At 60.1% G+C, this 15231-nt stretch carries 15 protein-coding genes; 9 read left to right on the top strand and 6 right to left on the bottom strand.

The window, feature by feature from the left end:
* The first annotated feature begins 62 nt into the window (after nt 1-62).
* The 5 genes from HHJ06_RS03410 (at nt 63) to HHJ06_RS03430 (ending at nt 4734) form a co-directional block, all read left to right on the top strand.
* Entirely contained in the window at nt 63-1442 is a 1380-nt protein-coding gene (locus HHJ06_RS03410; protein ID WP_215427597.1) for a cytochrome c peroxidase, read from the top strand.
* A gap of 267 nt (nt 1443-1709) precedes the next feature.
* Nucleotides 1710-1922 carry a FeoA family protein gene (locus tag HHJ06_RS03415; protein ID WP_215427599.1) on the top strand — a complete coding sequence of 71 codons (213 nt, stop codon included), beginning with the start codon at nt 1710-1712 and terminating at the stop codon, nt 1920-1922.
* 26 nt (nt 1923-1948) lie between these two features.
* The gene (locus tag HHJ06_RS03420; RefSeq protein WP_012420130.1) at nt 1949-2179 is read left to right on the top strand and encodes a FeoA family protein; all 231 of its coding nucleotides are present in this window, start codon (nt 1949-1951) and stop codon (nt 2177-2179) included.
* Between the two features lie 76 nt (nt 2180-2255).
* Nucleotides 2256-4520 (top strand): ferrous iron transport protein B, encoded by a 2265-nt coding sequence (feoB, locus tag HHJ06_RS03425; RefSeq protein WP_215427601.1) that lies wholly within the window; start codon nt 2256-2258, stop codon nt 4518-4520.
* A gap of 37 nt (nt 4521-4557) precedes the next feature.
* Entirely contained in the window at nt 4558-4734 is a 177-nt protein-coding gene (locus HHJ06_RS03430; protein ID WP_215427603.1) for a FeoB-associated Cys-rich membrane protein, read from the top strand.
* Between the two features lie 88 nt (nt 4735-4822).
* On the opposite strand, the gene HHJ06_RS03435 is transcribed toward HHJ06_RS03430, so the two are convergent.
* Nucleotides 4823-5194: a hypothetical protein gene (locus HHJ06_RS03435; protein WP_215427605.1), complete on the bottom strand. Its 372-nt coding sequence runs from the start codon at nt 5192-5194 to the stop codon at nt 4823-4825.
* A 291-nt stretch (nt 5195-5485) separates the two neighbouring features.
* Between HHJ06_RS03435 and HHJ06_RS03440 the strand changes: the two genes are divergently transcribed.
* Nucleotides 5486-5671, top strand: a complete 186-nt coding sequence (locus HHJ06_RS03440) for a hypothetical protein (RefSeq protein WP_215427606.1) — start codon at nt 5486-5488, stop codon at nt 5669-5671.
* 169 nt (nt 5672-5840) lie between these two features.
* On the opposite strand, the gene HHJ06_RS03445 is transcribed toward HHJ06_RS03440, so the two are convergent.
* From HHJ06_RS03445 to rlmB, 5 genes are all read right to left on the bottom strand, one after another.
* Nucleotides 5841-7160: a carbohydrate porin gene (locus HHJ06_RS03445; RefSeq protein WP_215427608.1), complete on the bottom strand. Its 1320-nt coding sequence runs from the start codon at nt 7158-7160 to the stop codon at nt 5841-5843.
* Between the two features lie 42 nt (nt 7161-7202).
* Nucleotides 7203-7403 carry a hypothetical protein gene (locus HHJ06_RS03450; RefSeq protein ID WP_215427610.1) on the bottom strand — a complete coding sequence of 67 codons (201 nt, stop codon included), beginning with the start codon at nt 7401-7403 and terminating at the stop codon, nt 7203-7205.
* 342 nt (nt 7404-7745) lie between these two features.
* The gene (locus HHJ06_RS03455; RefSeq protein WP_215427612.1) at nt 7746-8153 is read right to left on the bottom strand and encodes a metal-dependent transcriptional regulator; all 408 of its coding nucleotides are present in this window, start codon (nt 8151-8153) and stop codon (nt 7746-7748) included.
* Between the two features lie 433 nt (nt 8154-8586).
* Nucleotides 8587-9408: a metallophosphoesterase gene (locus HHJ06_RS03460; RefSeq protein WP_215427613.1), complete on the bottom strand. Its 822-nt coding sequence runs from the start codon at nt 9406-9408 to the stop codon at nt 8587-8589.
* Between the two features lie 32 nt (nt 9409-9440).
* The gene (rlmB, locus tag HHJ06_RS03465; protein ID WP_215427615.1) at nt 9441-10028 is read right to left on the bottom strand and encodes a 23S rRNA (guanosine(2251)-2'-O)-methyltransferase RlmB; all 588 of its coding nucleotides are present in this window, start codon (nt 10026-10028) and stop codon (nt 9441-9443) included.
* Between the two features lie 106 nt (nt 10029-10134).
* Between rlmB and nadB the strand changes: the two genes are divergently transcribed.
* The 3 genes from nadB (at nt 10135) to HHJ06_RS03480 (ending at nt 15230) form a co-directional block, all read left to right on the top strand.
* Nucleotides 10135-11739 carry an L-aspartate oxidase gene (nadB, locus tag HHJ06_RS03470; protein WP_215427683.1) on the top strand — a complete coding sequence of 535 codons (1605 nt, stop codon included), beginning with the start codon at nt 10135-10137 and terminating at the stop codon, nt 11737-11739.
* 74 nt (nt 11740-11813) lie between these two features.
* Entirely contained in the window at nt 11814-12764 is a 951-nt protein-coding gene (locus tag HHJ06_RS03475; protein WP_215427617.1) for a hypothetical protein, read from the top strand.
* Nucleotides 12765-12782: 18 nt separating this feature from the next.
* Nucleotides 12783-15230, top strand: coding sequence for a glycosyltransferase family 4 protein (locus HHJ06_RS03480; RefSeq protein ID WP_215427618.1), 2448 nt, complete (start codon nt 12783-12785; stop codon nt 15228-15230).
* Nucleotide 15231 lies beyond the last annotated feature (1 nt).

A 15231-nucleotide genomic window follows, 5' to 3' on the forward strand; every position in this document is an offset into this window, starting at 1 on the left:
AATCTTGATTTATTACTCTTCACCTCCTACCATACAGCCAATCCCACGTCATTGAGAATCTCATGAGCAAAACACGTTCCTTCTTTACGGCCGGTGCCATCCTGTGCGGCACGGTCATCGTGACGGCGGCAGTCGCGCCCCTGTTCCTGCCGGACCAGAATGTCAAGCCCCTGACGCCCTCCCAGGCGGCGGAAATCACCGCACAGGCCATGAACTCCAAGTGTGCGGACTGCCACAAGCCCGGCACCCACATTTCCCAACTGGTGAACACCCTTTCCGGCGGCCTGCTCGCGCGCCATATCCGGGACGGCCAGCGCAGCTATAACATGGATGAAGCGCCCACCGCCGTAACCCTTTCCAAGCTGGAACACGTGCTCCAGATCAATTCCATGCCCCCCACCTCCTACACCATGGTGCACTGGGGCAGTACGCTCACCCTCCGGGAGAAGGCCGCCATGCTCCAGTGGATCAAGGATGAACGCCTGAAAATCTTCGGCGACATGGTGGGCAAGGAATACGCCATCACCGCCATCACCCCCATTCCGGACAGCCTCCCCACGGACCCGGCCAAGGTCGCCCTGGGCGACAAGCTGTTCCATGACGTGCGCCTTTCCACGGACAATACCGTTTCCTGCGCCACCTGCCATTCTCTGGAGAAGGCCGGTACGGACAACCTGGCCACTTCCACCGGGGTCCGCGGCCAGAAAGGCGGCATCAACGCCCCCACCGTGTTTAACGCCGCCTTCCACACCAAGCAGTTCTGGGACGGACGCGCCGCCAATCTCCAGGAACAGGCGGGCGGGCCTCCCCTGAACCCGGTGGAAATGGGTTACGAACACCCGGACGACTGGAACCAGATCGCCGCCAAGCTGAACCAGGACACCGCCTTTGCCGCGGAATTCAAGAAGGTCTATCCCCAGGGCTTCACCGGTGAAACCATCACGAACGCCATTGCGGAATATGAAAAGACCCTCATCACGCCGAACAGCCCGTTTGACCGTTATCTGAAGGGTGATGAAAACGCCATCAGCGACAACGCCAAGAAGGGCTACAAGCTCTTCCTGAAGCTCGGCTGCCAGACCTGCCACACCGGCCCCGCCATGGGCGGCCAGTCCTTTGAATACGCCGACCTCAAGGGCGACTTCTTCGCCGGGCGCGCCAAAACCAATGACGACAACGGCCTGATGAACTTCTCCAAGAAGGAATCAGACAGGCACCGTTTCCGCGTTCCCACCCTCCGCAATGTGGAGCTTACCTGGCCGTACATGCATGACGCCTCCGCCCAGACGCTGGAGGAAGCCATTACCAAGATGTACCACTACCAGCTTGGCTACGACAAGCTGGACAAGAAGGAAGTGAGCCTTCTGGTAGCCTTCCTGAAAACCCTGACCGGGGAATACAAGGGCAAGCCCGTCCAGGGCGAAGTCTGCCCCGCTTCCTGAAGTCAGGATAAAATCCTCTTTTCCCCAGCCGCGCCATGGATTCCCATGGCGCGGCTTTTTTGCGTTCCTGCGCCAGGCATCATGAACGGAATGACCGGAAAGCCTTTCCCCTGACCCGCCCCTCTGCGTCATACTTAGATCAAACTAATGCACAATTTATTCATAATGAACAAATACCATTAAAACCAGAAACACAGCCGCATAATATCATTGACTTGTTAGTTTGTTAAAACTAACTTTCTTCCGGACTTGATTCATATATACACCATGCCACTCTCCATGCTCAACATCGGCGACAGCCGTCAGATCAACAACATTCATGGCAAGGATGAAACCCGGCGCTTTCTGGAAAGCCTGGGTTTCGTTTCCGGCAGCACGGTTTCCATCATTTCTGAAAATGGCGGAAACTTCATCGTCAATGTCAAGGGAGCCCGGATCGCGCTCAGCAAGGCGCTTGCCTGCAAGATATTCGTGGCCTGAACCTTTTCATTCACCATCACCAATCTATGACCAAACACCGTACATTAAGAGACGCCCTGATCGGGGAGACCGTCACCGTCGGCAAACTGGCGGGGGAAGGCCCGGTCAGAAGGCGCATCATGGACATGGGAGTCACCAAGGGAACGCAGATCTTTATCCGCAAGGTCGCGCCCCTGGGAGACCCCATTGAAGTCACTGTCCGCGGCTACGAACTCTCCATCCGCAAGTCGGAGGCCGAAAACATCCACATCCACTGATTCCGCCTTTATTACCGCACGTTTCCTGACCTGACAGCAAGACGGCGCACCCATCCATCAAGACAAGGAAACATCCATGAGCAACATCACCATCGCCCTGGCGGGCAATCCCAACTGCGGAAAAACCACACTTTTCAACGCCCTGACGGGCGCCAGCCAGTACGTCGGGAACTGGCCCGGCGTCACCGTGGAAAAAAAGGAAGGCCGCCTGAAAGGCCACAGGAACATCATCATTGAAGACCTTCCGGGCATTTACTCCCTTTCCCCCTACACGCTGGAGGAAGTCGTCAGCCGGAACTACCTGGTCACGGACCATCCGTCCCTCATCCTGAACCTGGTTGACGGCAGCAACCTGGAACGCAACCTTTACCTGACCACCCAGCTTTGCGAGCTGGGCGTTCCGGTCATCATCGCCCTGAACATGATGGACATCGTCCGGAAGCGCGGGGACCGCATTGACACGGAAAAACTTTCACGCGACCTGGGCTGCCAGGTAGTGGAAATAAGTGCCCTGAAAGGAACCGGCGTCCGTGAACTGGTGGATGCCGTGGTAAAAACCGCCGCCGCGGAGGATGCGCAGGCGCCGCGCGCCGTCCACTTCCCTGCCCCCCTGGAAAAAGCCATTGGGGAGATTGGGGAAATCATCACCGGCAAATGCCTGGACCAGCAGAAGAAATGGTTTGCCGTCAAAGTTTTTGAAAGGGACCAGAAGGTCGCGGACCAGCTGGCCCTCACCCCGGACGAGCAATCCCGCATCAGCGGGATTATCGAGTCCATGGAACGGGAGATGGATGACGACAGCGAATCCATCATCACCAACGAACGCTATAATTCCATTTCCCGCATTACCAGGGATTCCGTCGTGAAAGCCCGCGCCGGAAGCCTGACGGGGAGCGACCGGATTGACCGCATCATCACCAGCCGCTGGCTGGGCCTTCCCATCTTCGCCGTGGTCATGTGGGCGGTGTACTACATCTCCATCCAGACGGTGGGCGCGTGGGGAACGGACTGGGCCAATGACACTTTCTTCGGTGAATGGGTTCCGGAATGGGTAGGCGGCCTGCTGGAGAGCGCCAACTGCGCCCCCTGGCTGGAGAGCCTGATCCAGGACGGCGTGATTGCCGGCGTGGGGGCCGTTCTGGGCTTCCTGCCGCAAATGGCGGTGCTGTTCCTCTGCCTGGGGATTCTGGAAGACTGCGGCTACATGGCCCGCGTGGCCTTCATCATGGACCGCGTTTTCCGCAAATTCGGCCTTTCCGGGAAGTCCTTCATCCCCATGCTCGTTTCCATGGGCTGCGGTGTTCCGGGCATCATGGCCACACGCACCATTGAAAATGAAAAGGACAGGCGCATGACCATCATGACCACCACGTTCATTCCGTGCGGGGCAAAGACGCCCATCATCGCCCTGATTGCCGGGGCCTTCTTCCCGGAAAATTCCTGGGTGGCTCCGGGAGCCTATTTCATCGGGGTGGGCGCTATCATCCTTTCCGGCCTTATTCTGAAAAAGACCGCCATGTTCTCCGGGGACCCCTCCCCTTTCGTCATGGAACTGCCCATTTACCACATCCCCGCCTGGAAAAACGTCATCATCCACGCGTGGGACAGGTGCAAGGCCTTCGTGCAAAAGGCCGGGACCGTCATCTTCGTTTCCAGCGCCCTGATCTGGTTCCTTTCCAGCTATAACTGGAAGGCGGATTCCGTGGAGCAGAACGACAGCATGCTGGCCTCCATCGGCAATGTGGCCGCGCCCGTCTTCCAGCCGCTGGGCTGGGGTGAATGGAAACCCGCCATGGCCACCATCACCGGCCTGATCGCCAAGGAGAACGTGGTAAGCACCTTCGGCGTGCTGTATGCGGACGGCGGTTCCGGGGAGGAAGAGGCGGCAGAGGAACCCGCAGCGCCCGCAGACGTGCAGGAGATGTCCGCCGCCGGGCAGGAGCTCCAGGCGTCCCTGGCGGAAACTTCCGGAGAGTCCGCCGCTGAGGCGGAGGAAGAAGAGGATGAAGACGCTGAAATCCGGGAAACCGGAAACCGCCTGGTCCAGGCCGGGGCCTTCACCTTCCTGAGCGCCTTCTCCTTCATGATCTTCAACCTTCTCTGCGCCCCCTGCTTCGCCGCCATGGGCGCCATCAGAAGGGAGATGAACAGCGCCAAATGGACCTTCTTCGCCATCGGCTACATGTGCGCCCTGGCGTACTGCCTGGCCTTCCTGATCTACCAGCTGGGAGCATGGCTTTATGCGGATGCTTCCTTCGGCATCGGGCAGTGGCTCGCCGTACTGCTTCTGATGGGCTTCATTTACCTGGTGGTGAAGAAACCCTCCCGATCCTCCAAATAACCCTCATATCCACCCTTAACCACCCACCTCACTTCATATGGGAACATACATTATTGGCGCCATCCTTTTCCTGGCCCTGGCCTATGCGCTGTATAAAAGCTTCAGCAAGCGCGGCAAGTGCTGCGGCAATTGCGACGGGTGCGGCAACGGCGGCGGAAGCTGCTGCGGCGGCCACGACCACGGCCCGGACGAGGAAAACGAAAAACAGGGCTGACTCCGTCCGCGCCCAATTCCTTCAGAACCTGCACGCCGTCCGCGGTTTGCAGGTTCTTTTTCCTGGCGCATGCAGCGTGCGCGCACCGTTACCCGATCCAGCCGTGCTGGTACGCAGCCATGGCGGCTATTACCATCGCGATGAACAGGAAGATGAACCACATCACATTGTGGCGGTGGCGGTACTCAACGGCCATCAGGGGCTCCCATTCCTTTTCCACAAAGGAGAAGTCATCCCCATCGGCAAAGCGGTCGTACAGCGTTTCCAGTTCCTTGCCCGTCACTCCCTCCGGAGCGGCAAAGACGGGCGGGCAGCATCCCCCCGTCTTGAACACGATCTCACAGTGGTAAACGCCGTCCGCCTCCTTGTAGGACTGGAGGCACGCGCCGTCGCGGGCGCATACCACATGGCCGGTCGTTCCTTCCTGCAAACGGCGCAGAGCAGTATCACGGTCAGTCACTTCATCATTTGAAATTTCCCATTGAACCTTACTCATTCTGTCAGTTTAAGACAGTTCCCATCCAAGTCAACATGGTTTTAAACGTTTCCTGACGCCGGAAATGTCATCCATCGTCATCAATCCCGCAGCGCGCAAGCGGCTGAACTTAACGTCCTTCCCGGTGTTTAATTCACCTAACTTGTTGTTAGTCAAACCAAAGAACTTTCAACGAACGGCCAGGAGTGCTAATCTAACCATCAGCGGCCATAACCAGCCGCACACCATAAGATGATGAACAAGTACACAAGTATCATGATAGGAGCCGCCTGCCTGCTGGCAGCCTCCTGCCATGCGGATACGGTCCGCAGGGAACCGGTGCGGAATACGGCGCCGGCTTCCTCCGTACAGGCCTCTTCCGCAGCGCCCCAGTCCGGTCACCAGAATGACGGGGTTCAGGAACACAGGCGGTTCAAGCGCCTGTCTCTTCCTTTGAGATAAATAAAATAAGCAACGCCGCACCCCCTACCTGATCGAGAATGCGACGTTGCCGCCAGGTCATGCAGACCTCTTCAATGCCCCCCGTACGCAGGATTCCGCTCTCTGCATGCAGAAGGACAGGGAAGACTTGATTGTTATTGCGTTTTCACTGGTACGGAGCTTTTCCCGCCTAGAACGTGACCACGCATTGCACGGAGAGGATATTGGCGGAGTTGACGTCATCCCGCCCGGAAGGATTTTTCACATACTGGTAGGAAGGCTGGATCAGGCAGTACGGCGTAATGGAAAAGCTGTACGTGCATTCCAGAATCATTTCCCGGTCATGCCCGGGCCGCGTTTCCGCCAGCGTGCCGGAATCCGGCTTGCTCACGGAGAAGCCTACGCCCAGAAAGTTGCCGTCCGCCTCTTTCAGGCCGGTCATGATTTCCAGGGGCTTCTTGAAAACCACCCCGGCGGATGCCTGGGCTTCCGCCCCGCAGATGTTGCCTGATTCCGCGCTGCTCCACCCGGCGCGTGCGAACAGGGCGAACGGACTGCTGCCCAAGTCCTGCTCCAGGTTGAACGCCACGCCGCCGTGGTTCCTGCCGTCCGCATGGAACATGAACGGCTGGAGGCGGTACGTGCCCGTGCCGATTCCGAAGGCTTTTTCATGCGTCCAGCCGATTTCACCGAGCAGGTTGAAGGATTTCCCGGTGGTGTTGTGGAACGGGTTGCGGCGCGGTTCATTGTCCATCATGTTGCCGCCCACCTGGATGAACCAGTTATCATTGAACTGGTACTGCCCCACAAACCCGAAGTTGGAGTCCCCCAGCGGAAGCACCTGGTTGTTGACGAAGGGAGCGCTGCCGAACTGCCCGAAGGTGGTGTTGGCGTACGTATTGGCGTCAAAGTAGTTCGTCTGGTTGACCATGCCGCCCATGATGACCAGCCGGCCGTCCATGAATCCCTGGGAAAGGAGCAGTTCCGGCAGGTAGAAATAGCCGTCTTCAAAAACGTCGCAATTGGCGGGGCCGCTCGCGCCCCAGGAATCATCCAGCGTGGTGCGGTGCGTGTGCCTGTTCAGGGCCACGGATCCGGAAAGCTCGCTCTTGATCCAGGTGCCCTGGTTGCGGCTGGATTGGAACAGCTGCAACCCGGCCTGGGCGTGGAACTTGTACCAGCTCTGGCTGGAACCCGCGGTCTCATCGTTCGGGGCGGCATGGTGGCCCCTGGTATACAGGAACGCCTGTTCCACCAGGAACTGGAAACCGGCTTTCTCATAAGCTCCCTTGTGCAGATCCGTCAGGGCCCTGGTCAGCAGGTCGTCCGGAATGGGCGTGCTTTCGTCGCCGTACTCGTCTCCGAACAGGTCGATGTCGTCCAGAATGGAACCTTTGCCTTCAGCCTCTTCCGCGGCCGGAGCGGCGGCGGTAGCGGCTACGGATGCCGTACCGGCCATGCAGAAGCCGGAACAGGCCAGCAGGGCGGGTATCATGTAGCGTTTCTTCATAGTAATGCTGTTTCTTGAGTCTTCCTCGTCAATCGCGGATATTCAGTCCTCCATGGAGGAGCATTCCTGCTCCCGGCCCGCGGGGGGCTGCGTATTCACGGCTTTGCCGCATGCGCCCATACAGAATTCACAGTCTCCGCAAAGCAGGCGGTACCTGGGACGCCGGACGAGCAGCCCGGCCAGTTTCCGGTACCGGGAAACCCGGTGGAAGAAACGGTGAAGTCCTGTATGGGTCAAGTTCATGCAACACGGCAAAGTTAGATAGAACTAACTATTAGGTCAACCTTTTTTCTCCGGGCCCTCCTCTTCTTCCCCAAGCTCCCGCCATGAAGCATGATTTATAGTTTCATTACGATCAATGACTTGAAAAACATCCGGAAATATTTTCCGGCCCAATAAAAAAATTAGTTAAAACTAATTTATCACTCTGAAATCTCGGAAGCACTGCAAAAAAACAGGCGGGAGGGAGGCCATCCGGCTCTTCCGCAAAAGGAGCGGCTGCACACCCCCGGTCCGCTCCTCCAGTAATAACGAAGGGATGGTTCATCCCGCATGAACCATCCCTTCAAAAACGATCCGGCTTTTTTATTGCCCCGCTTTCCGGGACTGCTCCGTGAACAGCTTGAATCTGGAAATTTCTTCCAGCGTCATGATGTGTTCAATGCCGCAGGCCACCTCGTCCGCGCGCTTTTCCTCCATCTTCAGCACCGTAATCAGGAAGTCCTTTACCATGGTGTGGCAGGAGATGACCCGGTCTGCGTAATAACGGCCCTCCCCGGTCAGGACAATGGGAGAATACTGCATATATTCCACCAGCTTCCGTTCCTTCAACTGCTTCATGGCGAGGGAGACCGAGGGCTTCTTCACGTTCAGGGCCTCCGCAATCTCCCCCACGGTGGCGCACCCTTTTTCCAGCTCAATGTTGCGGACGGCCTCAATGTAATCCTCCAGACTGTTGCTCAGTTCCAGGGAGGGAAAGTTTTTGCGTATCATGACTGATGCTTATTAGGTTTAACTAACAAAACAATAACCCAGCCTCAGTCCAAGTCAATCTCTTCCTCAAAAAAATTAGGCTAAACAAACTTTTTTTCTTGCAAATTGAGTTAGTAGATACTAACTTTTACTCATGGTCAGCCCAAACCCGGAAAGAAATCATGAAAGAAAATGCTCCGGCGGCGTTCCCGCCAGAACGGAGTCCTTCTTCTCCCGGTTTTTTTCCTCCTCGCGCCCCTGCCGCTGCCGGGGCTGTGCCCTGAAATGCTCCGGGAAAAACTGTCCCTCCGGCAATAAGGGAAAACAGGCACGACCAAACTCCCTGGGGAACGCGTCCACAAACTGTATGGACTAGTCATCCGGTGCTCTAACACATTATCGCCTAAACACGGGCGCGTTCCCCCACCCCTTTTTTCCGTTCCGCGGAACCTTGTCAGCGGAGATTCTCCTCCGGGCCGTTATAACCCTCCGGGGTATAACTGCGGATGGATACGGCGCCTTCCGCCGTCACGTCCGCCGCATAACATTCCGCATGGCGGAAGCAGGCGCCCAGGTTAACGTACAGCCGTCCGCCCTGTTTTCCGGCAACCGCCCGGCGGTGCAGATGGCCAAAAATGACGACTTTCGCCTCCGGGAAAAAGCGGTCCGTAAATTGCCGCATGCGCCGCATCATCGTCAGCCACGCCAGAAGAATCTGCACGGGCCGCTCCGGCGGCCACGCGGAATGGGCCAGGAAACGCACCAGCTTATTCCCGCTCGTCCCGGAACGCGTATCAATGGGGGGCACCAGCACGCTCATGGCGCGCGCCAGTTCCAGCCGCTGCCGCAAATCCGTGTCCGCCTCCGGAAACGCGGCGATCAGGTTACGGGCGGCCTGCTTGTTCTTCAAATACTCCCAGCCCCACGGGGCCACCTCCTTGAACAGGGCATGGCCGTGCAGGGCGCAAATGCGGCCCCTCTGCAATTTCAGCAGCCCGGCCTCTTCATCCGGATCATGGTTGCCCGCCAGCAGAAGGGGACGGACTCCGGCAGCACGGCACATTTGCAGAAAGCGGGCGCGTTTTTCCAGCCCTTCCTTCCGGTACGGGCTTTCACGGGTTTCACTGAGGTCTCCGCACACCACCAGATGGGTGCACCCTTCCAGCAGGAAGGCCAGTTCCTCCGGCTGCCGGACCAGGGCCTTGGCATGGCCCAAGTGGATGTCTGAAACGAACCGGGCGCGCTCCCCCGGAGCAAGAGCAAGTTCCTGAATCATAAGGGCGGCGGAGGTAGAAAAACAACAGAGCATCAGGAGCGCAGCCGCTGCCGCACCATCTCATACAGGCACACGCCCGTAGCCACGGACACGTTCAGGCACGGAACGCTTCCCCTCATGGGAATCCGCAGCAGGAAGTCACAGTTCTCTTCCGTCAGACGCCTCATGCCTTCCCCTTCCGCGCCCATCACCAGCGCGGCCGGACCCGTGAAATCCGTTTCATACAGGTCGCGGTCCCCCTTGTCCGAGGTGCCGAAAATCCAGATGCCGCGGCTCTGAAGCTGTTTCATGGCGCGCGCCAGGTTGGTCACCTGGATGAAGGGCACTTTTTCCGCGGCCCCCACGGAGACGCGCAGCACGGTTTCCGTAATGCCCACGGACTTGTCCCGGGGGGCAATCACGGCATCCACGCCCGCACCGTCCGCCGTGCGAAGAATGGCCCCCAGGTTGTGGGGGTCCTGCACGCAGTCAAGAATCAGCAGCAGGGGGTTGGGGGCGTTGTCCAGAATCCCGTCCAGAGCGTCTTCTCCCAGCGCCTTGACGGCAATTTTTGCCGGGGCGCTCCGCACGTGCTTGTTCCGCCGCGCCTCCTGTTCGTTCCCTTGGGGTCTCATGCCCATGAATTAGCGTGTTTCACGCCTCTTTTCCAGACAAATATGCCCCGGCGCCCCATCATTGGGCGTGACTTGCGGCCCCCCGGCATGGTACAGTTCCGTACCATTCATGATGAAGACGAGCGACTTTTTAGTCATTGGGGCCGGGGTTGCCGGGTTGAGTTTCGCCCTGAGAGCGGCGGAACACGGCAAGGTTGCAGTCATTACAAAAGGCAAATTTCTGGATTGCAGTTCCGCCAAGGCGCAGGGCGGCATCGCCGCCGTATGGGACCGCAATGATTCCTTTGAAGACCATGTGGCGGACACGCTGGACGCCGGCGCGGGCCTCTGCAATGAGCAGGCCGTACGCACCATCGTGGAGGAAGGCCCCGGCGCCATCCGGGAACTGCTGGAATGGGGCGTGAATTTTGACCCCGGCAACCAGGGGGAGGATTACGAACTGGCCCGGGAGGGCGGCCATACCAAGCGGCGCATCCTGCACGCCAAGGACGCCACCGGGCTGGAGATCACCTCCAAGCTGCTGGAGGCGGCCAAGCTGCACCCCAACATTGAACTGCTGGAAGACCACTTCGCCATCGACCTGATTACGACGACCAAGCTGGGCCTGGTCACGGAAGACCGCGTGCTAGGGGCCTACGTGCTGGACCGCAGCTCCGGGGAAGTGGAAATTTTCCGGTCGGACCGCGTCCTGCTCGCCACGGGCGGCTGCGGGCGGGTGTACCTGTACACCACCAATAATGATTCCGCCACGGGGGACGGCGTAGCCATGGCCTGGCGCGCGGGCGCCACCATTGCCAACATGGAATTCGTGCAGTTCCACCCCACCTGCTTTTTCAACACCCGCGCGGAGGGAGCGGAAGCGCGTTCCTTCCTCATTTCCGAAGCCGTACGCGGCGAAGGCGGTGTGCTGATCGGCGCGGACGGGAAGGAATTCATGCACAAGTACGATCCCCGCAAGTCCCTGGCTCCGCGCGACATCACGGCCCGCGCCGTGGATTCCGAGATGAAGCGGACGGGCAGCATGTGCGTTTACCTGGACATCTCCCACAAGCCGGAGGGCTTCGTCCAGGAACGCTTCCCCCTGATTTACGAGACCTGCAACCGCTACGGCATTGACCCCGCCAGGGAACCCATCCCCGTAGTCCCCGCGGCGCATTTCCAGTGCGGCGGCGTGCTGACGGACGTCAACGGCCAGACGAGCCTGGACGGCCTTTACGCCGCCGGGGAAACCGGCTGCACCGGGCTTCACGGAGCCAACCGCCTGGCCTCCAATTCCCTGCTGGAATGCGTGGTGGTGGCCAAGCGCGCGCTGAACTCCATGCTGGCCCTCCAGCCTCTGCGGAAGGATGCCCCCACTTCCTACGACATCCCCGCGTGGCACCACGGAGACACCGCCCTGCCGGATGAACTTTCCGTCATCTATCACAATTGGGATGAAATCCGCCGCTTGATGTGGGATTATGTTTCCATTGTCCGGACTAACAAAAGGCTGGACCGCGCGGCCACGCGCCTGCGGATGCTGCACCGCGAGGTGAAGGACTTCTACTGGGGGTACCGCATCACGCCGGATATCCTGGAACTCCGCAACCTGGTGGCGGTGGCCTCCCTGATCGTGGACTGCGCCATGCGCCGCAATGAAAGCCGCGGCCTCCACTTCAACACGGATTATCCCGGCAAGCTGGATCACCGCTTCGTCACTCAACTGCACCGATGGTAAACCACTGGCAACGTCAACAGGCATTCCGGAAGGGTTCCCCTGGGAACTCCTTCCTTTCCGCATGCCTGCTTGCCTTGCTGGCGCTGGTCCCCGCGGGGGTTGTCCGGGCGGACATCCAGACAGGCCGGAGCGCCACCCGCGCCCTGGCGGACAGCCCCGCCCGGCCCAAAGGCCCGGTCATCATCACCCCCACGCAGCGGGACCCGCTCCCCAGGGTCATCGTCAAATCCCCCACTACGGCGCCCGGCGGCAAACGCCCCGCTCCCCAGCCCCGCATCCTTCCCCGGACGGCCCCGCAAAGTCCCGGCACCTATCCCTGGCGGCTCAACATCACCGCCACGGTTTTCTGGGTGGGGGAAGATTCCACCGCGCGCAATCCGGTAGCCAACCACAAGAGTTCCTGGGACTCCGCGTGGCGGGAAAACTTCGGCGGATTTGACGATCCCAACCCCGTGTGCCGCACCACGGATTTCCGCCCAAAGACGTTTATCCCCCAGCAGAACCCCTTTTACGTGGCCCTGCCGTACAATGACGTCTCCAAGGGGGAGCACAAGGTGGAGGCCTCACGGGTGATTCCCTGGTTCCGCCGGGAATACACGGAAAAAGGGCAGTCCGTCTGCAAGGGCAGATGGGTGCAGATCGTGTACAATAAGCGCAGCTGCTTTGCCCAATGGGAGGATTGCGGCCCCTTTACCACGGAAGACTGGCCCTACGTCTTTGGAGACAAGCCCCCGGTCAATACCCAGAACAAGGGCGCGGGCATAGACATCTCCCCCGCCGTGCGGGACTACCTGGGCATCACCGGCGGGACGGCCACCGTCCACTGGCGCTTTGTGGAATTTTACCGCATCCCCCGCGGGCCATGGTCCAGGTGGGGGGATAACAACCCCTTTGTCAATCCCGATACGGCCTCCCGAAGAAAGGCCCTCAAATCCCAGGAAGACCGCCTGCGCCTGCAGCAGGAGGCCATCCAGAGGGAGCTGTTGAAGGACCCCCAGAAGCTCAGGAGGGAACTCCAGGGATAGCCCCGTGCCGCCGCGGCCATGCAACGTCCACGCATTCTACATATTTTCAGCCGCTACGGGGAACTGGGCGGGGAGGAAGTCTGCTTCCATGCCATCACGGAGGCGCTGGACGCCGTGGCGGACGTCACCCCCTTTGTCTATTCCACTGGAGAATTGTTCCGCAGCCCCCACGGCGCGCTGACGAAAATGCGCTACATGCTCCACAACCGGGACGTGAAAGAGAAGCTTCGCGAATGCCTGCGTGAAAACCGCTTTGACGCGTGGATCATCCACAACACGTTTCCGGCCATGTCCCCCTGCGTTTACGAGCTGGCCCTGCAGCAGGCCGTTCCCGTCATCCACTACCTGCACAACTACCGCGCCGGGTGCCTTAACGGGGTGTTCTACCGGGACGGCGCGCCCTGTTTCTCCTGTAAAAACGGCAACTATCTTCCCGGCGTCCTGCACGCCTGCTGGCGCGGCAGCGCCGCCTATTCCGCCCTGGCCGCCGCCGCCCTGTACAAGACGCGCCGCATGGGAACCTGGAACCGCCTTTCCTCCTACATCGCCGTCAGCCGGCGGCAGCGGGAGCTTCTCATCCAGTCCGGAATACCGGAGGATAAAATCCGGGTCATTCCCCATTTTATCCGGCAAACGGCCGCCCCCGCCGGACCGCCCCCGCCGGACCGCCCCCGCCGGACCGCCCCCGCCGGACCGCCCCCGCCGGACCGCCCCCGCCGGGACGTTCTTTATGCCGGACGCCTGACGCAGGAAAAAGGAGTCCTCCAACTGGTTCAGGCGTGGGAGCGCCTATCCCCTCCCGGACGCACCCTCTACCTGATGGGGGACGGTCCCATGCGCGGGGAACTGGAACGCTACGTCTCTTCCCGCCGGCTTGAATCCGTCCGCCTGACCGGATTCATTCCCCATGAGGAGCAGGGGGCCATACGCGCCGCCTGCGGCCTGACTGTAGCCCCCTCCCTGTGGGAGGAAACCTTCGGCATGGTGGTTCTGGAAGGCTGGCTCCACGGCACGCCCGTCATCGTGACCCCGTGCGGGGGCCTGCCGGAGCTGGTCACCCACGGGCGGAACGGATGGATTGCGCGGGAACCTTCCGCGGACGCGCTGGCGGAGACGCTGCGCGCCGCGCTGGAGGAAGAGGAACGCTGGCCGGCCATGGGCATGCACGGGCGCCAGCTTCTGGCTTCTGTCTACTCCACCGCCGCGTGGCTCCAGTCCATGGGAAGCCTTCTTGAAGAACTCCGCATTCTCCGCCCACCTTCCACCCCCCACGGCATCATGAAATGGTACACCTGCACGCCCGTTCCCTTCAAAGGGGACCACACTTTCTTTTCCCGTGATTCAGGCGCTTTCTGCAAGGCCTTTCAGCGAATAGGCGTGGAGAGCAGGGCCATCATGCCCATGCCTGCCCAGGACGGGGACGATCCCGACCTCATCCGCACGGAATACGCCAACCTGGAAGACCCTGCCTGGTGGAAATCCCTGGGCATTGACGGGCTGGTCCTGTACGCGTGGGGCACGGGCAAATACCTTCCCATTGCCCGGGCCATCCATGACGCGGGCATTTTCCTGGTGGTGTACATGGATTCCTCCGGACTGTTTTTCCCGTGGCAATACTGGTTCCCCATTGCGGAAAACATGTGGATCAGGGACGTCTTCGCCCGCGGAAAAATCAAGGGTTCCGCCTTCTTCCTGCTGCGCCTGCTGAAGCAGCACACCTGGAACCTGGTCAACCGGGGACGGAGAAAACACCTGGACCAGGGGGACATGGCGGCCTTCCCCATGCCGGCGGCCCTCCAATCCATCCGGGACCGGGAATGGCTTTACGGAAAATCCATCGTCCGGAAACTGGCCCTCATTCCCAACCCCATTTCCTCCACCTGCCGTTATGCCGGGGAGAAACGCAACATCATCATGGCCGTGGGACGCTGGGACGACCTTCTCTACAAACGCCCCTACCTGCTGATGGCCACGCTGGAACACGCCATGCCCCGGGCCCCGCACTGGGAAGCGGAAATCTACGGGAATATTCCCCCTTTTCTGCGGGAATGGCACAGCAACCTTCCGGAAGGCCTCCGTTCCCGCATCCGCCTGGCCGGATATCTGCCCAACGCGGAGCTCCAAAAGAAATATTCCCAAGCCAGGATCAGCCTCTGCACTTCCCGGTCCGAGGGGACGCACGTCGCCTCCGCGGAGGCGCTCTGCGCCGGAGCCTCCGTCGTGGGACCCCGCCTCACTCCCCTGCTGAACTGCCTGCAATGGTACGTTTCCCATGATTCCGGCACGCTCAGCCCGAGGGATACCCCGGAAAGCATCGCCGGAGCGCTTCTGGAAGAAATCCGCGCCTGGGACGATGGGAAACGCAGCCCGGAGGAAATCTCCCGCTACTGGTGCTCCCTGCTGCACGCGGAAAACTCCTGCAGGCGCATCATTGCCGCCTATGAAGCCGCCAAAGGCGGAAACTGAC

It is taken from the genome of Akkermansia muciniphila (genome assembly GCF_018709685.1).
Taxonomy (GTDB): domain Bacteria; phylum Verrucomicrobiota; class Verrucomicrobiia; order Verrucomicrobiales; family Akkermansiaceae; genus Akkermansia; species Akkermansia muciniphila_E.